The sequence below is a fragment of the Brenneria sp. L3-3C-1 genome (assembly GCF_016456245.1).
Classification (GTDB): domain Bacteria; phylum Pseudomonadota; class Gammaproteobacteria; order Enterobacterales; family Enterobacteriaceae; genus Brenneria.
In genome coordinates this window covers 1-18,523 of the sequence record NZ_JAEMHF010000006.1, presented here as the reverse complement: position 1 = coordinate 18,523, position 18,523 = coordinate 1, and the positions used below count along the sequence as shown (strand labels likewise).

The 18,523-nt window shown below is 55.5% G+C and carries 15 protein-coding genes; 4 read left to right on the top strand and 11 right to left on the bottom strand.

The window, feature by feature from the left end:
• Nucleotides 1-10: 10 nt before the first annotated feature.
• From amiB to nnr, 3 genes are read right to left on the bottom strand one after another with little or no spacing between them, the layout of a single operon-like run.
• Entirely contained in the window at nucleotides 11-1,699 is a 1,689-nt protein-coding gene (gene amiB / locus JG725_RS12870; protein ID WP_199378348.1) for an N-acetylmuramoyl-L-alanine amidase AmiB, read from the bottom strand.
• Nucleotides 1,696-2,175: a tRNA (adenosine(37)-N6)-threonylcarbamoyltransferase complex ATPase subunit type 1 TsaE gene (gene tsaE, locus JG725_RS12865; RefSeq protein WP_199378346.1), complete on the bottom strand. Its 480-nt coding sequence runs from the start codon at nucleotides 2,173-2,175 to the stop codon at nucleotides 1,696-1,698. Before tsaE ends, amiB begins: the two co-directional genes overlap by 4 nt.
• Complete coding sequence (gene nnr / locus JG725_RS12860) at nucleotides 2,172-3,698, bottom strand: bifunctional ADP-dependent NAD(P)H-hydrate dehydratase/NAD(P)H-hydrate epimerase (RefSeq protein ID WP_199378344.1); 1,527 nt, start codon at nucleotides 3,696-3,698, stop codon at nucleotides 2,172-2,174. Before nnr ends, tsaE begins: the two co-directional genes overlap by 4 nt.
• 168 nt (nucleotides 3,699-3,866) lie before the next feature.
• On the opposite strand from nnr, the gene queG reads away from it, so the two are divergent.
• On the top strand, nucleotides 3,867-5,006 hold the full coding sequence (gene queG / locus JG725_RS12855) for a tRNA epoxyqueuosine(34) reductase QueG (RefSeq protein WP_199378342.1): 1,140 nt from the start codon (nucleotides 3,867-3,869) through the stop codon (nucleotides 5,004-5,006).
• A 575-nt stretch (nucleotides 5,007-5,581) separates the two neighbouring features.
• Here queG and ahpF read toward each other — a convergent pair.
• From ahpF to JG725_RS12825, 6 genes are all read right to left on the bottom strand, one after another.
• Entirely contained in the window at nucleotides 5,582-7,150 is a 1,569-nt protein-coding gene (gene ahpF, locus JG725_RS12850) for an alkyl hydroperoxide reductase subunit F (protein ID WP_172290843.1), read from the bottom strand.
• A gap of 72 nt (nucleotides 7,151-7,222) precedes the next feature.
• Nucleotides 7,223-7,786 carry an alkyl hydroperoxide reductase subunit C gene (ahpC, locus tag JG725_RS12845; protein WP_172290844.1) on the bottom strand — a complete coding sequence of 188 codons (564 nt, stop codon included), beginning with the start codon at nucleotides 7,784-7,786 and terminating at the stop codon, nucleotides 7,223-7,225.
• 283 nt (nucleotides 7,787-8,069) lie between these two features.
• Nucleotides 8,070-9,197: an ABC transporter ATP-binding protein gene (locus JG725_RS12840; protein WP_172290845.1), complete on the bottom strand. Its 1,128-nt coding sequence runs from the start codon at nucleotides 9,195-9,197 to the stop codon at nucleotides 8,070-8,072.
• Between the two features lie 69 nt (nucleotides 9,198-9,266).
• A complete protein-coding gene (locus tag JG725_RS12835; protein ID WP_172290846.1) occupies nucleotides 9,267-10,637 on the bottom strand; it encodes an aminopeptidase P family N-terminal domain-containing protein in 1,371 nt (456 codons plus the stop codon).
• Between the two features lie 13 nt (nucleotides 10,638-10,650).
• Nucleotides 10,651-12,141 carry a M81 family metallopeptidase gene (locus JG725_RS12830; protein ID WP_199378340.1) on the bottom strand — a complete coding sequence of 497 codons (1,491 nt, stop codon included), beginning with the start codon at nucleotides 12,139-12,141 and terminating at the stop codon, nucleotides 10,651-10,653.
• A 34-nt stretch (nucleotides 12,142-12,175) separates the two neighbouring features.
• The gene (locus JG725_RS12825; protein ID WP_199378338.1) at nucleotides 12,176-13,339 is read right to left on the bottom strand and encodes an ROK family transcriptional regulator; all 1,164 of its coding nucleotides are present in this window, start codon (nucleotides 13,337-13,339) and stop codon (nucleotides 12,176-12,178) included.
• Nucleotides 13,340-13,682: 343 nt separating this feature from the next.
• Here JG725_RS12825 and JG725_RS12820 point away from each other — a divergent pair, with 343 nt between their 5' ends.
• From JG725_RS12820 to JG725_RS12810, 3 genes are all read left to right on the top strand, one after another.
• Complete coding sequence (locus JG725_RS12820; RefSeq protein ID WP_199378336.1) at nucleotides 13,683-14,969, top strand: ABC transporter substrate-binding protein; 1,287 nt, start codon at nucleotides 13,683-13,685, stop codon at nucleotides 14,967-14,969.
• Nucleotides 14,970-15,208: 239 nt separating this feature from the next.
• Nucleotides 15,209-16,117 (top strand): carbohydrate ABC transporter permease, encoded by a 909-nt coding sequence (locus tag JG725_RS12815; RefSeq protein ID WP_199378334.1) that lies wholly within the window; start codon nucleotides 15,209-15,211, stop codon nucleotides 16,115-16,117.
• Nucleotides 16,114-16,941, top strand: coding sequence for a carbohydrate ABC transporter permease (locus JG725_RS12810; RefSeq protein ID WP_199378332.1), 828 nt, complete (start codon nucleotides 16,114-16,116; stop codon nucleotides 16,939-16,941). Before JG725_RS12815 ends, JG725_RS12810 begins: the two co-directional genes overlap by 4 nt.
• A 263-nt stretch (nucleotides 16,942-17,204) precedes the next feature.
• Here JG725_RS12810 and JG725_RS12805 read toward each other — a convergent pair whose 3' ends face one another.
• On the bottom strand, nucleotides 17,205-18,146 hold the full coding sequence (locus JG725_RS12805; RefSeq protein WP_172290851.1) for a sugar phosphate isomerase/epimerase: 942 nt from the start codon (nucleotides 18,144-18,146) through the stop codon (nucleotides 17,205-17,207).
• 174 nt (nucleotides 18,147-18,320) lie between these two features.
• Nucleotides 18,321-18,523, bottom strand: a 203-nt coding sequence (locus JG725_RS12800; RefSeq protein ID WP_255556159.1) for a Gfo/Idh/MocA family oxidoreductase, incomplete at its 5' end; no start/stop codon positions are given.

The following is an 18,523-nucleotide window of genomic DNA, read 5'->3' as shown; positions in this document are numbered from 1 at the left end:
AAACATCAGCTCATGCGGACGGAATAATCAACGTCTGGCCCAGTTGTACATTGCCCGAGTTCATCGCATTGACCTGCTGGATCTCTTTCATGCTGACACCATAACGAGCGGCAATCGCACTCAGGCTATCGCCCCGCACCACTTTATGCTTCACGGGCGCGGCTTTTTTCGCGCTGGCCGTCGAAACCGGCGACGGCGATTTGGCGCCTGCCGCCGGGATGGTTAAACGTTGCCCGATCCAAACGATATCCTTGTTCAGCTTATTCAGTTCGCGGATCGATGCCATGCTCACGCCGTAGCGCGTTGCGATAGCTGACAGCGTTTCGCCGCGCACCACGGTATGGCGGGTGGTTGCGGTGCTATTACTCCCGCTTTTCTTTTCAGTCGCGGCGCCGGTCGCGCTTTTATTCGTCGCTGACGACTGAACCGAGCGACTTTCCGGCTTTGGGACAGATTGCAGCGGGTGCGTCTGGAAATAACTTCTCAGCCCCTGATAAATCGCGTTGGCGATTTTCTCCTGATAATCATTGCTGCCCAGCAACCGCTCTTCCGCCGCGTTACTGATAAACCCGGTTTCAACCAGCAATGAAGGAATATCGGGCGAACGCAACACGCCCAGACTGGCGTGCTCCGGACGGCGCTTATGCAGTCCGCCGACGCGCTGAAGCTCTTGCAATACCTTGGTGGCGACGTCATAACCGACGCGCTGCGAGTGCCCGAATTGCAGATCCAGCACCGCCTGGCTCAGATAGGGATCGGCATTGTTGTTTGCCAATAAATCGCCGGCGCCGCCCAACAGTTCGGATTGTTTCTCATGCTGTTCCAGCCAGGTCGCCATTTCGCTGTTTGCCCGGCGATTGGACAATACCCATACCGACGCCCCGGTCGCGCTACGATTCGGCGCGGCGTCCGCATGAATTGAGACCAGAATATTGGCGCCCTGTTTACGCGCGACATCCGAGCGCCCCATCACCGAGATAAAATAATCACCGTCGCGGGTCAACACCGGCTTAAAGGCAGGGTCGCGATTCAGCAACGCCTGCAACTTACGTGAAATCGCAATGGTGACGTTTTTCTCGCGCAGCCCATTCTGGCCGATGGCGCCGGGATCCTGTCCGCCGTGTCCGGCATCAATGGCCACCACCACGCGTTCACTGTTCCCCGTCGCCCGCGCGGGCGTTCGGGCTGAGGCGTTGCTATTCACCACGACCGTCGTTTTATTATTAAACGGATTCTTCTTCGGCTCGCTCGTCGCCGGCCGCGGCTGACTGGGCGCCGCCGGCGCGCTTTTCTGCGCCACCGCTCTGGGTTTATCGCCGCTGACCGTAAAGACCACGCTATACCCCGAGCCGGTCTTCTGCGTGACCGCCCGCGTCCTGGCGGGCTGCGTCAAATCCAGCACCAAACGTATGCTTTGCGCATCCTGCGCATTGCTGGTGCGAATGCGCTTAATCAGATTTTGCCCGCTGAAATCCAGCGGCAGTCCTTGAATCAGCGCCGTCTGGCGAATATCAATCACTACCCGCTCAGGATTATTGAGCGGGAAGAATGCATAGATAGGCTGCTCGCTAAAAGTCAGGCTGACCGTTGCCTGAGCGGCGGCATTATCCACTTTAATATCAGACAGATTGGCCGCCCAACCGGTTCCCGCCAGCATCAGCCAGACGCAGGCGAACAGCGTGAGAATGCGATTCATCATGGCGTTGTCCCTGTCCGCTCGGCCAGCCGTTGCAGAATGGCCTCTCCCTGCGCCGATACGGCGGAGAGATCCGCCTGCCGCCCTTGTTCCCGATAGCGCAGATGCAGTTCAAGATCGGCTGAAGGCAATACGCCCGCCCCCTGCTGGGGCCATTCAATCAGGCAGATAGCATCCTGAACCAGATAATCACGAATACCCATAAATTCCAGCTCTTCCGGATCGGCAAGGCGATAAAGATCGAAATGATATACCGCCAGCGGCGATAACGCATAAGGTTCGACTAAGGTATACGTCGGGCTTTTCACATTTCCCTGATGACCCAACGCCTGCACAAAACCACGGCTGAACGTCGTTTTTCCGGCGCCGAGATCGCCATATAAATGCACAACGCAGGCAGATTCACAGACTTTAGCCAACGCGGCGCCTAATGCGAGGGTTGCTGCCTCATCCGGCAGAGGGAACGCAATTTTTTTCATTCTGTCTTTTCTACGGGTATCCATTCGGGATTGACATACTGAGACAACACCGGCATCAAATCGGTTGCCAGCATACCTCGGGTTCCTCGCTGTACCGCCAACTGGTCAGCCGCCGCACCGTGTATCACACACCCCGCACAGGCGGCATCATACAGCGAGAGCTTCTGCGCCAGCAAACCGCCGATAATTCCCGACAACACATCTCCCATGCCGCCGGTCGCCATACCGGGGTTTCCCACATCCGCAATCGCCAATTGGCCCTGTTCATCGGCAATCACCGTACCTGCGCCTTTTAATACCACGATGCCGCCATAGCGTTTTACCAGTTTTTGAGCCGCAAGTAAGCGATCGCTTTCAATTTCAGACACACGGCAATTCAATAAACGGGCCGCCTCTCCGGGATGCGGGGTTAACACGCGATTTTGCCGTTTATGCGGATTGATTGCCAGCAGGTTAAGCGCATCAGCATCCCATAACATGGGTTTGTTACAATTTTCTGCTAATCGCAGCGCATTTTTCCCCCATTCATCCTGCCCCAGTCCCGGCCCAATCACCACGACATCCGCCCATTCCAGCCCGTGTCGTAAGCTCTCCCCCGTCAGTTCCTGCACCATCAGTTCAGGGCGCGCCGTCAGCAACGCCGCCAGGTATTGTTTGTGAGTAAGCACTCGCACCAAGCCGGCCCCGCTGCGCAGAGCGGCCTCTCCCGCCATAAACATCGCGCCGCCCATGCCGTAATTACCGCCGACAATCAGCAATCGGCCGTTATCGCCTTTGTGTGCGCCCGGACGCCGGGGTTTTAACCATTCGCTCAACAACGTGCCTGATAGCCGCCGGATCGGCGCAGTTTTTCCGCTTATCCACGCAGATAACCCTAACGCATTATAGTGTAGCCGCCCTACGCAATCGCGGGCGTTTCCCGTCAACAATCCCGGCTTCAGGGCGATAAACGTCACCGTGTGCGCCGCACGAATAGCCTCGCCCGCGCATCCCCCGGTTTCCGCGTTTAATCCGGAAGGAATATCCAGCGCGACAACCGGGGCGGAATGAACGTTTGCCTGAGTAATTAACCTGTCATAGGGCGAACGCGGCGCGGCGGTCAGGCCGGTGCCCAGCAATCCGTCAATAATCAGATCGACGCTTTCCGGCCATACTTCGTCAGCGTCATGAACATCCCCGCCCTGAGCCAGCCACGCCTGACGCGCGGCCTGCGCTTCCTCGGGCAAAGGGCGTTGCCCGGTACAGACGATCACATGCGGCGTGATCCCCGCGGCCAGCGCCAGCGAGGCGACCACGTAACCGTCACCGCCGTTATTTCCGTGTCCGGCGAGAATCAACCAGTGCCGGGCAGAAGGATAATAGCGACGCGCGACCTGAAAAGCCGCCTCTCCCGCACGCTGCATTAATGTATTCAATGATACTCCGGCTTCGCCGGCCGCGGCGGCTTCTTCAGCGCGCACCCATTCGGCCCGGAAAACTGAATGTGGTAAAGCGTCTGTTCGATACTTTTTTTGCTCAGACATCGCTTCCCCCTTAGGGTTTTACTGGATGCTTCCAACTTAGCAAGCAACCGGAGCAACTACCAGACTTAGCGCCGGCCTCACGCGGGATGTTGTCAAATCAGCAGAACGGCGATGGATAAAAAGGAATGTGGTAAAATAAACACGTCTTTATTCCTTTTACGGTTCGTCATGACATACCCCTACGATCTCAGTGAATTAGCACAACTTATCAAGCAATGGGGTCAAGATCTGGGCTTCCAGCAGGTGGGGATTTGCGACACCGACTTGTCTGCTGAAGAAGTAAAATTACAGGCCTGGCTGGATAAGCAATATCACGGCGAAATGGAATGGATGGCGCGTCACGGCATGCTGCGGGCGCGTCCGCATGAACTTCTTCCCGGTACGCTGCGGGTGATCAGCGTGCGCATGAATTATCTCCCGGCTAAAGCGGCGTTCGCCAGTACATTGAAAAACCCTCAGTTGGGGTATGTCAGCCGCTATGCGCTGGGTCGCGATTACCACAAATTGCTGCGCCAGCGTCTGAAAAAGCTCGGCGAGCAGATTCAGCAGTATTGCGGGGAGCTGAACTTCCGTCCGTTCGTCGACTCCGCGCCGATTATGGAACGCCCGCTGGCGGCTAAAGCCGGGCTTGGATGGGTTGGTAAACACTCACTTTTATTAAACAGGGAATCAGGCTCCTGGTTCTTTCTCGGCGAATTGCTGATTGACTTGCCGTTGCCTGTCGACCAACCGCAGGAAGAGCAGTGCGGCCGCTGCGTCGCCTGCATGACCACCTGCCCTACCGGGGCGATTGTCGCGCCCTATACCGTGGATGCCCGGCGCTGTATTTCCTACCTGACGATCGAACTGGAAGGCCCGATCCCGGAACAATTTCGCCCGCTGATGGGCAACCGCATATACGGTTGCGATGACTGCCAGTTAATTTGCCCGTGGAACCGTTTTTCGCAGTTGACCGACGAAGCGGATTTCAGCCCGCGGGCCGCGCTGCATACCCCGGAATTACTGGATTTGTTCAGTTGGAATGAGGAAGAATTCCTGCGCATTACCGAAGGTTCGGCTATTCGGCGTATCGGCCATATTCGATGGCTGCGGAATATTGCCGTGGCATTGGGCAATGCGCCTTATCTGGATCGGATCGTCCTGACGCTGCAAAGCCGGCTCGGGGAGAGCGAGCTTTTGGATGAACATATCCTTTGGGCCATTCAGCAGCAGTTGATGCGCCGTGCATCACAGGAAATTGAGGTGCAATCATCTCAGAAAAAAAGACTGGTTCGTGCGGTAGAGAAAGGATTGCCGCGCGATGCATAAGCCATCAGACGTTATGTATCAATTTGTCGCCCAGCCTGTGCATAAATATAAAAAGTCTTTGACAATCAACTGCCACAAAAAGTACAAGCGATCGTGATAACGTTTTATAAGTAATTTTTATCTATAAATATCAATGCAATAGAAAATGAAGCGTTGTCCGCCGGATAAGCGCGCGAATGCAGAACCCATCGGCAACCTGTGGATAAGTCTGTTCAAAAAAATATGATTTTTTATGTGGATTAATGAAAAAAGAGTAGTAACCGATGAAAAAAATAACCACAAAAGCAAATACAGCGAGGGGTCTAAGCATTAACAGTTGAACGCTTCGATTAAAACAATTTCCCTGCCTGATGCGAAGAGTGGACAGCATTATGAATTTGTTATCGTCCTTTGGCAAGCCCTGCATCACATTTTTTAGCAACCCAGAACGGCAAAAAACCCATTCAGCATCGCTCAATGGGTTGGTACGGAAAAGTCTGATTATTCGGAAGATACGGCGGGAATATCTTATCCCGCCGTATCTGGATATGACGGTGAAAAACCCTACCGGCGGTACTCCGCCGCCAGGGTCGAACTCATGCGGTCGGCTGAGTTCTGATCAGATAATCAAACGCGCTCAGTGAAGCTTTCGCGCCTTCCCCGGTGGCGATGATGATCTGTTTGTACGGCACCGTGGTGCAGTCGCCGGCGGCAAATACGCCTTTGACGCTGGTTTCGCACTTGGCGTCAATTTCAATTTCACCGATCCGGTTTCTGGCTACCGTGCCTTCCAGCCAGTGGGTATTCGGCAACAGACCGATCTGGACGAAGATCCCTTCCAGCGGCAACTCGTGCTGCGTATCGCTGACGCGATCCTTGTAGCTCAACCCGGTCACTTTCTGGCCGTCGCCCTTCACTTCCGTGGTCTGCGCGTTCAGAATGATATCGACATTCGGCAGGCTGCGTACTTTCTCCTGCAATACCGAGTCCGCCTTCAATTCTGGCGCAAACTCAAGCAGAGTCACATGTTTCACCACACCGGCTAAATCAATGGCCGCTTCCACGCCGGAGTTGCCGCCGCCAATCACCGCCACATGCTTGCCTTTGAACAGCGGGCCGTCACAGTGCGGGCAGTAGGTGACGCCGCGCGTACGGTACTGATCTTCACCGGGCACGTTCATGTTTCTCCAGCGTGCGCCGGTGGCGATAATCACGCTACGTGATTTGAGCGTGGCGCCGGATACCGTAATGACCTGGTGCGGCTTGCCCGGTTCGCTGGCCGGGATCAGCGCTTCCGCGCTCTGCGCGTCGATAACGTCTACGTCGTAGTCGTCAACGTGGCTCTTCAACGCGGTCGCCAGTTTGGCGCCTTCGGTTTTCGGCACGGAAATGTAGTTTTCGATGTCCACGGTATCCAGTACCTGGCCGCCGAAACGCTCGCCCATCAATCCGGTGCGAATCCCCTTGCGCGCTGAATATACCGCCGCCGCCGCGCCTGCCGGGCCGCTGCCGATAATCAACACATCATATACGTCGCGCTGGTTCAGTTTCTCAACCTGTTTGGCGCCAGCGCCGGTATCAATCCTGGTGACGATCTCGCCGAGAGTCATGCGGCCCTGGCTGAAATGTTCGCCGTTAAGGAATATGGTCGGCACGCCCATGACGTTACGACTTTGGATCTCGTCCTGAAACACGCCGCCGTCAATCGCGGTGTGGCTAATGTTCGGGTTCAGAACGGCCATTAAATTCAGCGCCTGCACCACATCCGGACAGTTGTGGCAGGACAGCGAGTAATAGGTTTCAAACTGGAACTTACCATCAAGATGGCGAATTTGATCGAGTAATTCTTTCGCTTCTTTCGACGGATGACCGCCCACCTGCAACAGCGCCAGAATCAGCGAGGTAAACTCGTGACCCATCGGTGCGCCGGCAAAACGCGGGCCGCTTTGAGAACCTGGGTTGGTTATCAGGAATGAGGGTTTACGCACTGCCAGGTCATTGTTTTCAACAAAGCTAACCTGTTCGGATAACCCAGCGATCTCGGTCAGTAACTCTCTTACTTCAGACGATTTAGCTGATTCATCCAGAGTCGCAATCAACTCAACAGGTTTGGTTAATTTTTCCAGATAGGCTTTTAACTGGACTTTCATTGTATTGTCGAGCATCGGTAATCCTTAGTGCAAAAAATCGGGTGCCTGGCACCCGATATAAACATCACTATCTCAGCGGGGCCGGACTTAGATTTTACCGACCAGATCCAGAGACGGCGCCAGCGTCGCTTCACCTTCTTTCCATTTGGCCGGGCAAACTTCACCGGGGTGAGCGGCAACATACTGAGCGGCTTTCACCTTACGCAGCAGGTCGGATGCATCGCGGCCGATGCCTTCGGCAGTGATTTCCACCGCCTGAATGATGCCCTGCGGGTCAACGATGAACGTTCCGCGGTCAGCCAGACCTTCCGCTTCACGCAGGTTGTCAAAGTTGCGGGTCAGTTGGCCGGTCGGGTCGCCAATCATGGTGTATTTGATTTTGGCGATGGTTTCAGAACTGCTGTGCCACGCTTTGTGCGTAAAGTGGGTGTCGGTGGAAACAGAGTAGATCTCCACGCCACGCGCCTGGAATTCGTCGTAGTAGTCAGCCACATCGCCCAGTTCGGTCGGGCAGACAAACGTAAAGTCAGCTGGATAAAAGAAGAACACGCTCCATTTGCCTTCAATGTCCTTTTCGGTCACTTCGATGAATTTACCGTCTTTAAAGGCCATGTTTTTGAATGGTTTAACTTGGGTATTGATTACTGACATCACTTTATCCTCATATGTGTTGGCTTGGGGAATAAGGTATAGAAGTGTGACCTTGATCACCAATCTGTTGTCTTTATCGAATCGATAAGTAATACCTTACTTGGCGATAGGTAAAATTGTGGCATCGGCATAGTGCGGCGCTAAGCGATTGAGGGAGAACGGGGGGATTTCAATGCAGAGAAGATGCTCGCGGCAGGGACGGCAAGCTACTTCAAGGCTACGGCATCTATTTCGCCATTCAGTTGATGACCGAACACCGACAAGTCTGGGGATACCGGTTCGTTTAATTGCCCGATGTATTAAAGACGTTTTTGAGCCGAAAATAATCCCCCGCCACACGCCGTCCACTCTCCTGTTCAAATAGGTGGATCTTATCCAGACAGGGATAAAGCTTCAGCATCTCTCCCGGTGCACCGCTGAAGCTGGCGTCCAGCCGCACACAGTAATCTTCGCCAGTATGACGGAAATAAACCAGCGTCTCCTGACCGAGCGGTTCAACCACATCAATAGTCACCGGCAGGCAGGCCGCCTCGTCACCGCTCAGCGCCCAGTGCTCAGGGCGAATGCCTACCGTCAGTTTCTCCCCGGCAAGGGAGGCTGCCGCCAGAGTTCGCGGCAACGGCAACGTGATGTCGCCCGGAAGCGACAGAGTCGGCGTTTCATCGCGGAAGGTCAACGTGGCCGGAAAGAAATTCATCGCCGGAGAGCCGATAAAACCGGCCACAAAGCGGGTATCGGGAAAATGATACAGGTGCTGCGGCGGGCCGGATTGCTCAATGCGGCCGCCGTTCATCACCACGACGATATCAGCCAGGGTCATCGCCTCCGTCTGATCATGGGTCACATAAATGGTGGTGGTCGGTACGGCCTGGTGCAGCCTCTTGATTTCGGTACGCATACGCACCCGCAGGCTGGCATCCAGATTGGAGAGCGGCTCGTCGAACAAGAACAGCGCCGGATTGCGCACCATCGCCCGGCCCATCGCCACCCGTTGACGTTGTCCGCCGGACAACGCGCGCGGTTTGCGATCGAGTAAGGTTTCAATCTTCAATATGGCGGCGATTTCATCAATACGTCTGGCGATCTCCAATGCCGGCAGACGCCGCTGTTTCAGACCGAAAGCAATATTTTGACGCACCGTCATATGAGGATATAGCGCATAGTTCTGGAACACCATCGCGATGTCCCGCTCTCCCGGCGGTAATTGATTGACCGCCCGATCGCCGATGCGGATCTCACCCGAGCTTATCTCTTCCAGTCCGGCGATCATCCTGAGCGTGGTGGACTTACCGCAACCGGAAGGCCCCACCAGCACCACAAAGGCGTGATCGGGAATGTCCAGGCTGATACCGCGCACAGCATGATAACCCTCATAGTGCTTTTCTACCTGGTGGAGTGATACTTTCGCCATAAAAACCGTTCCCGTAAAGTTATTTCATTTGATACGCCGTCCCGTAACCGGGCCGGCAACAAAGCGAACCTACTCACATACCAGCAGTTGGTCGGCGGCCAACCAACAGGGCGCCAGACACAGCGGCGTGTTGGACAAAGGCAGTATCGAAGGCCGCAGGCTGACACCCAGCTCATGCCGCATAAAGTGGCGTCGCGCTTCAATACGTTGCCATACGGCAGGATAGTGCTGACTGAGCTCACGGCACAGCTCGGCGTCAGCGAAAGTGACGGCGTCCTCGCAGTTAAGCGCCCAGCCTTCTGGCACCGGTGTCGGAATCACATCTACCTGAAACGGCATACCAGAATGGATGCGCTCTGTCGAACCCAACCGAACCGGGGTGTTGACCCATTCGTCATGCCCCACCAGATGGCCGGGATTCAACGCCGAACTCAGTCCCCCCTGCGCCAGCGCGTCAGTAACCCGGCCGAACAGTTCATCACCACTGACGCCAATATCCGCAGTTTCATACCAGGTCAGCAGTCCGTGGAAATAGGCCTTGGCGATACCGGTAAACATGTCGTTCTCGGTTGCCAGCAGACCGGCGCGGGACGACAGGCCGCCCCAGTAACTCACCGCCGTGGTCACGCCGTCGCCCTCGGCCAGCCGCCGCCCGCCGGGGCTGGCCAACCCTACCACCGGTCCCTCTCCGGGACGACTGGAGGAGAACATGACATGGGCGCTCAGCACTTCTCCGGCATAGCCCATGCGCGCGGCGGCGGACAACTCACTCTCACCCGGACGTGCGCCGCTGACCATACGCCATACGGCGGCCGAAGCCCGGGCCGCCCCCCATTCCTGAGCGGCTATCTGGTGCACATCCACCACAGCTCGCAAGCCGGTTTCCGGGTGCATCAGCACCGGCGTGACGTCAGTCAACGCCTGGGCATCCCCCAGAACCGCTCTCAGTGCATCCACCACCAGCGCCGAAGCGTGAAACGTGGGCAGCGGCGCCTGCCATTCCTCTGCCAGCAGATATTTCCAGCCCACCAGCCCGGCACGTTGACCCGGCGTCAGTCCAGCCTGACGCAGTACCGCCACCAGGTCTGGCTGTTGGCTACGATCCTGACCCAGCAGACTCATGGACTGACACAACAGCACCTCTATGTTGGTCAAGCCGGCGCGGGATACATAGCTCTGACTCTCATTGCCGGTAATAACGATGCGACGTTCACCAGGACCGAGCAACAACAGCGCCTCCTCGAAACGCGGCTCGAAGCCGGATAAGAACGCGATATTGGCCAGATGCTCACGATCGGCATACACCACCAGCCAGTCGCAGCCGGCTGCGTGCCAGGCCTTCTGGCAACGTGCCGCATAAATCTCAGGGGGGATCGCCGGCGCCGTTTCCGGCAGACCAAAATCCGGCAAGGTGACGGTACGCAAATTCAGTTTACGCATAAGGGATGCTTCCTCAGTCTGGGGTGGTGTAGGTATTGGCGGCGGCGGACCACTGCCCTTCGGGGTCCAGCGGCCAAACCGGGCGCGGCACCTGGCTGAAAGGCAATCGGCACACATCCAGATTGGCGGCACCGTCGCTCATCAGCAGAATATGGCGGGCGGAGATGTCCTCTAACTGCGGATGCAGATAACCCAGTTTGACCACATAAGCCTGATGAGCCAGAGGATCGATTCCCATCATGGTGAAATGAGCCGGCGTAGTGATACCGATGGACGCGGCATGGAACGTGACCAGTACATGGTCGATACGCACCCGTGCCCATGCAGCGCTTTCACGTAAATAAGGCTGGAAGCCGTCGGGTCGTAACTCGTCATCTACCGCCTCCACCACCGCGCTGACCTGCCGTGCGGTTTTGGGCGCCGATCGATGTTCCGCCCCGAGCGTTAGTTGTACGATGGCTCCGATCCCAGCCTGACGGCATTGCTGCACAATGCCGGGCGCCGTGATACCCGCGACCACCACATCGGTAAGTGCTGGTTCGGCCAGCACCGCCTGTAGCACGGTGGTCAAATCCCCGTAAGCGCCGGCGGTGGTGTTGTCGCCGGAATCAGATAGAAACAACGGACGTTCACGGGCTTCGGCAGCACGGCGGAGTCCCTCCACCACTCCGGCGGTTTCCATACGCAGGATAAAATCCCGCCGACGCGCCCAGATATCTTCGGCCAACTGTTGCGCCTGACGGGTAGCCAGCGCCAGATCCCCTTGTGCGGTCACATAAGCGGTCATGCCCACCCATGGACGATCGTTCCAGGCGAAGCCAACCAGTATATTCGCGTCCATGATGCCCGGCAGCGCATTGATTTCCGGCAGGCGAGCATACAGTTCTTTGCCCGGGGAGGTAGTGGTCACCGATTGCTCGCCAGGGATCAGCATCGGGATGCGCACTGCGGCGATTTTAGGCCGCCGACCGCTTTGCAGAATTTGTATCAGTTGGTGAGCGGCGCGATAACCGGTTTCCTGATCGTCACGGTGCGGTGCGGTTCGCAGGGCGCTAATAGCATCCACCACCGCCAGCATCTGCTGTGTGATATGACCATGCAGATCCAGTGCTACCGTAATGATCGCTTGCGGGCCGACCGCTTCACGCACCGCCATCGCAAAATCAGTATCGGCATGGCAACTCAGGCCGTGTACCTCCATTGCCCCGTGGTTCGCCAGCACCACACCATCCAATGGTCCGGCATTACGCAATCCTTGCAGACATTCCGCTTTTACCTGCTGGTAAATCTCCGCGGTAAAACCGCCGCCGGGCAGCGCGGTGGCCCACAGAATCGGCACTATTTCCACGTCGCTCTCTTCATTCAGGCGCTGCTCTATACCACGCACCAGCCACAAACCGGCGCCAAGCATATCTCGCCCACGCTGGATCTCCATGGTCTCGGTCGGCACCGGAGAGCGCAGTAACGCCTCATAAGAGATACCCAGTACAGCAATGCGTTTCATAAATCCTGTTTCCTTTTGGTCAGTAGTGACGGTATTAACCGAACAGAGCATCGGGAGCATCCAGGCTGGTGAAGCCCTCCAGCGCCAGCGCAACCCCGCCTAACGGCACCGGAGCGGCGCTAAGGCGGGAGATAACGATATCGACCTGAGCGAGCGGCGCCGGCAGGGCGTTTTCACTCAGCGAGCGGCGCACGCCGGCTTCTAGCCAGGGCCATAGACGCGCCAGCGTACCGCTCAGCACCACCGCCGGCGGGTTCATAGCATTAATCAGATTCGACAATACCAAACCGACATAACCGCCAGACTCATCCAGCAATCCCAGTATCCCGCGGTTACCGGCGGCGGCGGCCTCCTGTAAATCCTCTAACGAAGCAATGCCCGGTACGCAATGTGCGGCGCGCGTCAACAGCCCACCCTGCGACACATAGGCGGCCAGGCAGCCCATTGCTCCGCAGCTACAGGGGTGTCCGTTGGCTATCACTTTCTGGTGACCCAGTTCACCGGCAAAGCCGTTTTTGCCGCGATAGACCCTGCCATCCATGAATAGTCCGCCACCAATGCCTGCACCGCCTTCAATCAGCAGAAAGTCGTCAATGCCGGCACAGTCGCCAAACAGATGCTCAGCCAAGGTGGCGGCATTGGTGTCGTTGTCCGCCTGTACCGGCGCCGGCAGATGGGACGCCAGCAGCGCAACTACATCTACATCACGCCATCCCAGATTGGGGGAATAGATTAGTCCTCCGCCCATCCCCACCAGTCCGGGCAGGCACACCCCGATGCTGCGGATCTCTGAGGCCGGCCGCTGCTGACGCCGCATCATGACCGAGACGCCCTCGGCCAACTGCGGCCTCAACTCTTCGGGAACAGCAGGCAATGGTCCTTGCCAACTGTCCAACGGTTGGCCATCCAGAGTCGCCAGCACCAACATCAGCTGTTCAAATTCCAGGTGCACACCGAGCAGGAACCCGCTATTCATGGAAATGCGCAAGCACTCCTGGGGACGACCACGCGTGCCCTGGGGTTGCCCTTGCGTCCGCTCAATCAGTCCTACTGCCTCGAAGCGTTTGATGATCACCGATACGGTGGATTTATCGCATCCGGTCAGGGCGCACAGTTCGCGCTGAGAAATATTCGGATGCGCGCGCAAAGCGTGAAAGACCTGCGAAGCATGAAACTGACGCAGATAAGTAGGATTCATGATTCCCCGCTTGAGTGGTATTTAAGTTTGAATATCAAACAAAATAAAAAGCCATTGTCGATAAGTCAACATGTACAGAAAGCACTCACAATCATCAATAAGAATTAAATGCTGATTTTTATATTCATAATGGATTTAAGCTCCAGGTTATTATCTAAAAACCCAAATACATCACTATCACTTGCTGATAAAAAATTCTGCTCACCACTCTTTAACCGAAAATAAGCAAACGCTATGGTCCGTCAATTGACTCTTCGAGCTTCGATTGCATACTTTATGTTTGTGACTAAGAATTATTAATTCAGCGCTTGTCCATCGATTGTTAACTCAGGAGATCTCTATCATGAAGTCTGGCATCACTCTGGCCACGGCCACCCTGATTACCACTTGCGCGTTTACCGCCGCCCCGGCACAGGCTGCTCCCGCCAGCGAGATCTGGACCTACTGGGGCGCAGGGACAGAGTTGACGGCCATCGAGGGATTAATGGAGGTATCCAATCAACACTACCCGGATACGCCCATCAAACAGCGAGTCATCTCCGGCAACACCACCGAAATGCGCCAGGCATTGCAGGTGGGCTTTATGGGCGGCAACATTCCGGTTGCCTGGCAAAGTGCGCTGGGACAGGAACTGAAAAATTTTGTCGATAGCGACCGGCTGACGCCGATAGACGATATCTGGCAGCAGGTGAATGGCGATAAGATATTTCCTGAAGGACTCGCTCGGGTGGTGACCTTTAATGGCAAGCATTATGGTATTCCGCTCAATATGCACACTGTCAGCAACGTTTTCTATAACAAGCAAATTTTTGACAAACTCAAACTGGCGCCGCCCAAAAACTGGGAAGAATTTGCCGCCGTCAGCAAAGTATTGCAAGACGCCGGCTATGAGGCGCTGGCCAACGCCTCAGGCAACAACTGGACCACCTATAACCTGTACGCACCGCTGATTTCCACGCTGGGTACCGATGGCTACTACCGATTGGCCAGCGGCGACATACCATTTAACAGCCCCGAAGTACATAAGGCTTTTGCCCTGTTTACAGAGATGTATGCCAAGAATTACATGAAAAGCTGGAGCGGTTACACATGGCCCAGCGCCGCCGACCGCTTGGCCCAGGGTAAGGTTGCCATGTATCAGATGGGGGACTGGGTTGCTTCCTATCTGAAAGACAAGGGGATGAAGCCGGGGATTGATTTCGACTTTTTCCCGGCACCGGGACTCGATGGCGCCACCGTGGTACAAGTGGACGTGATGACTCACGCCGATACCGGCGACGAGGCCAAGAACCGGGCCGGGAAAAACTTCCTGCTGGCGGCCGCCAGCGCCGAAGGCCAGCGGGCCTTCAACGCCCCCAAAGGCTCGATTACCGCCAACATGGCGGTGGATGACAGTATCTACGACACCATCGGCAAGAAAACCTGGCGAGAAGTGCAACAGTCCAACCAGCAGAATAAAGTACTGCCCAACTTCAAGTTTCTCCTACCGGTGGAGTTGGGGGAAGAACTGGGCAATCAGATAGCCGCTTATGCGCAAAATCCCAGCCCGCGAGCGCTGGATACCATGTTGGACACGCTGGAGCAGCAACGAAAAATGCTTAAGGAAGAAGGCCGGTTCGTTAAGTGGTAACCCATAGGGCCGACGGGTGTCTCTACCATCGGTCAAAAAGAAAGTAAGGGAGAGGCGGACTGAACCGTAATAGCGGCGCCGATCGCATCACTCCCTGCCAAAGGAAACACACGAAAGACCAAAAGGCCGAGGCCTGTTTTTAGAATCGGCATAGGGGCGGTCATCTGACTGCGCCCACGCCGGGCGCATAACACCAGGGGGCTTATCAGTCCGCCCTGTCGAGGAGCTGCGATAACACCATGCCATTTTTACACAGCCTTTCCGCCCGGCGGCGACGCAATCTGACCTACAGCCTGTTTTTATTGCTGCCGGTCGTGTTATTTGTCGCCTCCTATATATACCCCACTATTTATACGCTTAATTTATCGTTGCACGACTGGGACGGCCTGTCCCCACGCCAGCGTTTCGTCGGGCTGGATAATTACGCCACCCTGCTGGCTCAAACGCGTTTTCATAACGCCGTGTTGAACAACATTGCCTGGTTGGCCTTCTACCTGATAGTGCCCAGTTTGTTAGGACTCGGACTCGCCTTATTGGTGGATGGCAAACTGCGTGGCGAAAGCCTGTTTAAGCTAGCGTTCTTTATTCCCTATATTTTTACGCCAGTGGCGGTGGCCGCCATCTGGCGCTGGCTATACCTGCCGGATGGCGGACTGTTCAACGCGGTGATTGCCGGCCTGGGTTTCCCCGACCAAATACAGAACTGGCTCGGGGATCCGGCTATCGTCAATCTGTCGGTGATGCTGGCCGCGCTGTGGTCCGGTACTGGCTTTGCCTTTATCGTTTTTCTAGCCGGATTGCGCAATATTCCCTATGAATACCTGGAGGCGGCACGAGTGGATGGCGCGTCGCACTGGGGGATTTTCTGGCACATCATTGTTCCGCAGCTGTGGCCTTCGACTATTCTGGTGATGGGCATTTTCGGCATCGATGCCATGCGGCTGTTTGATATTATCTGGTCGGTGACCGGCGGCGGACCGGCACGCGCCTCCGAGGTGCTGGCCACTCAACTCTACGATGTCGCTTTCGGCCAGTTCAAGATGGGCATGGCCAGCGCTATTGGCGTGTGCCAACTGCTGTTGGCCGCTTTACTGATCCTGCCCTATATCATCTATATCACCCGTCGGGTGGAGGATTTGAGCGAATGACATCGATAATGTTTTCGATCAAACCGCTGCGTCTGTTGCGCTATACCGCGGCGACGCTGCTGGCGCTGCTTTTTGCACTGCCGCTGATGCTGGCAGTAAGCGCGGCGTTGAAAACTCCGGCTGAGCTGATGGACGTATTGGCTCTCCCCGCCTCCTGGTATAGCGGCAACTTTTCCACTGGCTGGCAGCAGATCAGCGGTAGCCTGTTTAATAGCATCAAGATCACCCTACCGGCGATTCTGTTGTCGGTACTGATAGGCTGTATCGCCGCCTTCCCCTTATCGATGCTGCCAATAAAAAGCAGCCGCTGGATTTATCTGTTTTTACTAAGCGGCATGTTCGTGCCTTACCAGATTGTGCAAATCCCGGTATTTTTCATGATGCGTCAACTCGGCCTGTATAACCAAATTGCCGGACTGTGGCTGGTGCATACTGCCTATGGCGTACCGATCTGCACATTTTTTATGCGCAATTTCTTTGCCACTGTCCCGCGTTCAATTTTTGAAGCGGCGCAGTTGGATGGCTGCGGACCGACCGGCTATTTTTTCAAGATCTTGCTACCGGCCTCCCTGTCGGGCATCGCCGCGCTGACCATAGTGCAAAGCCGCTCTATCTGGAACGATCTGCTGTTTGCCATGACGCTGACCAACAACGACAGCACCATGCCGGTAACCGCAAAGCTCAATGGTTTTGTCAGCGCCATTCAGGTGGATTACGGCGCACTGATGGCATCAGCGCTGATTTCAGTATTGCCGATACTGCTAGTGTTTCTCTGTTTCCAGAAAGCGTTCGTGCGGGGGTTACTGGGGGGCAATTCCAAATAACCTCATTCCCTGAAGTTTTTTACCCGGACTATCAGCTTCTTGGTTATACCCTGTTCCATAAAGCAGACGCCGGACGATGGAATAACACCTGTCGGAATATCATCAGATGAAAGTAATGAGGGGAAAATGCAATAACTTGGGTAAGCTTCCTTGCTTAAAAATCAAGATAGCCCTCCCGCATGATGCGTGATTGCAGATGAAAACAGTCTGCAATCACGCCTGAGAATCAAAGCGGGTGGGTAAGCTTGCGCTATCCCAACAATTTATCGACTGATGGATTGTTGCAGAGCCTGGATTGAGGTCTCAATACCAGCCTCGACGGACATGGTCAGATCCTCCATTTCCAACGATACCCAGTCGTTATAGCCGGTCATGCTCAATACGGAAAAGAACTCCTTCCACCACAGTAAATCCTTGCCGCAGCCGACAGCCACATAGTTCCAGGTACGGGTTTTTGATTCGGTCACCGGCTGGTATTCCATCAATCCGTCAATATCGGCCAGACCTCTCTCGATACGCGCATCTTTCCCATGCACGTGGAAAACGGCCCCTTCCAGTTTTCGCGCTGCCGCAATAGGATCGGCTCCCATGGCGATCAGGTGCGACGGATCCAGATTCATGCCGATAATGTCGCCGACCGCATCGCGCAGCCGTAACAATGTCGAGGGGTTGTAAACCAACTGGCATGGAAACTCTTCCAGAGCGATTTTCTCTACGCCATGTTGTTTTGCATGCTCGGCAAACTTCTTCCACCAGGGAATGGCAACTTCATTCCACTGATACTCGATCACGCCCGGCATGTAATCCGGCCAGGAAATCGTCGAGGTGATCCAGTTCGGAATTTTGTCATCGGGCCCGCCACCGGGCAGACCGCTCATCATGACTATTTTTTTCACCCCCAGCTTGCCAGCCAGCTCAACCGCCTTATAGCTGCTCGCGGTATGTGTTTCACCCAGCTTACCCGGCGCAAGCGGATTACCGGAACAGTTCAGCGCGGCAATTTCCATATCCCGCTTTTCCAGTTCCTTACGGAAAGCGGCAAGTTTTTCCGGAGACTCCAGCAATTCATTGGTTTTGACATGCGGGCAAGATGCCCAGCCCCCCGCCGTCATTTCAACCCCGGTAAGACCATAGCCTTTCACCCGATCCAGCATCTCCGTGAAAGACAAATTCGCCAAAACGTCGGTACACAATGCAAGTTTCATAATCAATCCTTTATGCGATGAATCATGTTTACGTCTGGCAGACCTGAGTCAGCCAGGCTCTTGAACGAACAAAATGGTGTTATGTTTTTTCAAACTGCCGATAAGTTCTTTCATTTCGGCCACTACGGAAAATGCCCGGATTTGCCGGTGCGGAAAGAACGTTTCCTTTTGTTTTTATTCAAAATTCACCCAGGTTGAACCGTCATTGGCGGAACGTACGCAATTCTCAATCCAGCGCACCCCTTCCAGACCGGCATCGATATTGGGATAGATTAATTTCTCCAGCGTCGCGGTATCGCCCGTCCGTTTAGCGTGGATGGCGATGGCGCATTGCAGGTAGATATTCGCCCAGGATTCCGCCAACCCTTCGGTATGCA

Excerpts from the sequence above, each read along its gene's own strand:
- amiB (WP_199378348.1), bottom strand. The coding sequence starts at position 1,699 with ATGATGAATCGCATTCTCACGCTGTTCGCCTGCGTCTGGCTGATGCTG.
- tsaE (WP_199378346.1), bottom strand. The coding sequence starts at position 2,175 with ATGAAAAAAATTGCGTTCCCTCTGCCGGATGAGGCAGCAACCCTCGCA.
- nnr (WP_199378344.1), bottom strand. The coding sequence starts at position 3,698 with ATGTCTGAGCAAAAAAAGTATCGAACAGACGCTTTACCACATTCAGTT.
- queG (WP_199378342.1), top strand. The coding sequence starts at position 3,867 with ATGACATACCCCTACGATCTCAGTGAATTAGCACAACTTATCAAGCAA.
- ahpF (WP_172290843.1), bottom strand. The coding sequence starts at position 7,150 with ATGCTCGACAATACAATGAAAGTCCAGTTAAAAGCCTATCTGGAAAAA.
- ahpC (WP_172290844.1), bottom strand. The coding sequence starts at position 7,786 with ATGTCAGTAATCAATACCCAAGTTAAACCATTCAAAAACATGGCCTTT.
- JG725_RS12840 (WP_172290845.1), bottom strand. The coding sequence starts at position 9,197 with ATGGCGAAAGTATCACTCCACCAGGTAGAAAAGCACTATGAGGGTTAT.
- JG725_RS12835 (WP_172290846.1), bottom strand. The coding sequence starts at position 10,637 with ATGCGTAAACTGAATTTGCGTACCGTCACCTTGCCGGATTTTGGTCTG.
- JG725_RS12830 (WP_199378340.1), bottom strand. The coding sequence starts at position 12,141 with ATGAAACGCATTGCTGTACTGGGTATCTCTTATGAGGCGTTACTGCGC.
- JG725_RS12825 (WP_199378338.1), bottom strand. The coding sequence starts at position 13,339 with ATGAATCCTACTTATCTGCGTCAGTTTCATGCTTCGCAGGTCTTTCAC.
- JG725_RS12820 (WP_199378336.1), top strand. The coding sequence starts at position 13,683 with ATGAAGTCTGGCATCACTCTGGCCACGGCCACCCTGATTACCACTTGC.
- JG725_RS12815 (WP_199378334.1), top strand. The coding sequence starts at position 15,209 with ATGCCATTTTTACACAGCCTTTCCGCCCGGCGGCGACGCAATCTGACC.
- JG725_RS12810 (WP_199378332.1), top strand. The coding sequence starts at position 16,114 with ATGACATCGATAATGTTTTCGATCAAACCGCTGCGTCTGTTGCGCTAT.
- JG725_RS12805 (WP_172290851.1), bottom strand. The coding sequence starts at position 18,146 with ATGAAACTTGCATTGTGTACCGACGTTTTGGCGAATTTGTCTTTCACG.